Here is a 725-nt window from a genome sequence, read left to right as displayed (position 1 = left end):
AGTCTAGTGATGAAGGCGAAGAGGTCACACCCGTTCCCATGCCGAACACGGAAGTTAAGCTCTTCAGCGCCGATGGTAGTTGGGGGCTCTCCCCCTGCAAGAGTAGGACGTCGCTAGGCTTAGATAGTGGAGGATTAGCTCAGCTGGGAGAGCATCTGCCTTACAAGCAGAGGGTCGGCGGTTCGAGCCCGTCATCCTCCACCATTTATTTTTTACCCGAAAGGGTACATAGTAAATTACAAAATAATTTGCCGGTCTAGCTCAATTGGTAGAGCAACTGACTTGTAATCAGTAGGTTGGGGGTTCAAGTCCTCTGGCCGGCACCATCTTTTCGGTAGAAGAGAGCCATTAGCTCAGTTGGTAGAGCATCTGACTTTTAATCAGAGGGTCGAAGGTTCGAATCCTTCATGGCTCACCATTTTCTTTGCGGGTGTGGCGGAATTGGCAGACGCGCTAGACTTAGGATCTAGTGTCTTACGACGTGGGGGTTCGAGTCCCTTCACCCGCACCAATTGCGGAAGTAGTTCAGTGGTAGAACACCACCTTGCCAAGGTGGGGGTCGCGGGTTCGAATCCCGTCTTCCGCTCCATTTTACAATTATATCTTTGCGCCCGTAGCTCAATTGGATAGAGCGTCTGACTACGGATCAGAAGGTTAGGGGTTCGACTCCTCTCGGGCGCGCCATTTTCTTAATAACATAGTCGGGAAGTAGCTCAGCTTGGCAG

6 tRNA genes and 1 rRNA gene are annotated in these 725 nt (G+C 51.3%); all 7 read left to right on the top strand.

What is annotated here, in order from left to right:
• Window positions 1-2 precede the first annotated feature (2 nt).
• Window positions 3-119, top strand: a 5S ribosomal RNA gene (gene rrf / locus LCM09_RS20600).
• Between the two features lie 9 nt (window positions 120-128).
• Window positions 129-204: transfer RNA gene (locus tag LCM09_RS20595), tRNA-Val, on the top strand.
• 46 nt (window positions 205-250) lie between these two features.
• Window positions 251-326: transfer RNA gene (locus tag LCM09_RS20590), tRNA-Thr, on the top strand.
• 16 nt (window positions 327-342) lie between these two features.
• Window positions 343-418 (top strand) — tRNA-Lys (locus LCM09_RS20585).
• An 8-nt stretch (window positions 419-426) separates the two neighbouring features.
• A tRNA-Leu gene (locus LCM09_RS20580) sits at window positions 427-511 on the top strand.
• 3 nt (window positions 512-514) lie between these two features.
• Window positions 515-589: transfer RNA gene (locus LCM09_RS20575), tRNA-Gly, on the top strand.
• A gap of 18 nt (window positions 590-607) precedes the next feature.
• Window positions 608-684: transfer RNA gene (locus tag LCM09_RS20570), tRNA-Arg, on the top strand.
• Window positions 685-725 lie beyond the last annotated feature (41 nt).

This window comes from Guptibacillus algicola, from assembly GCF_020171805.1.
In the GTDB taxonomy this organism is placed as follows: domain Bacteria; phylum Bacillota; class Bacilli; order Bacillales; family Guptibacillaceae; genus Guptibacillus; species Guptibacillus algicola.
This window is presented reverse-complemented; position numbering and strand designations above follow the sequence as displayed.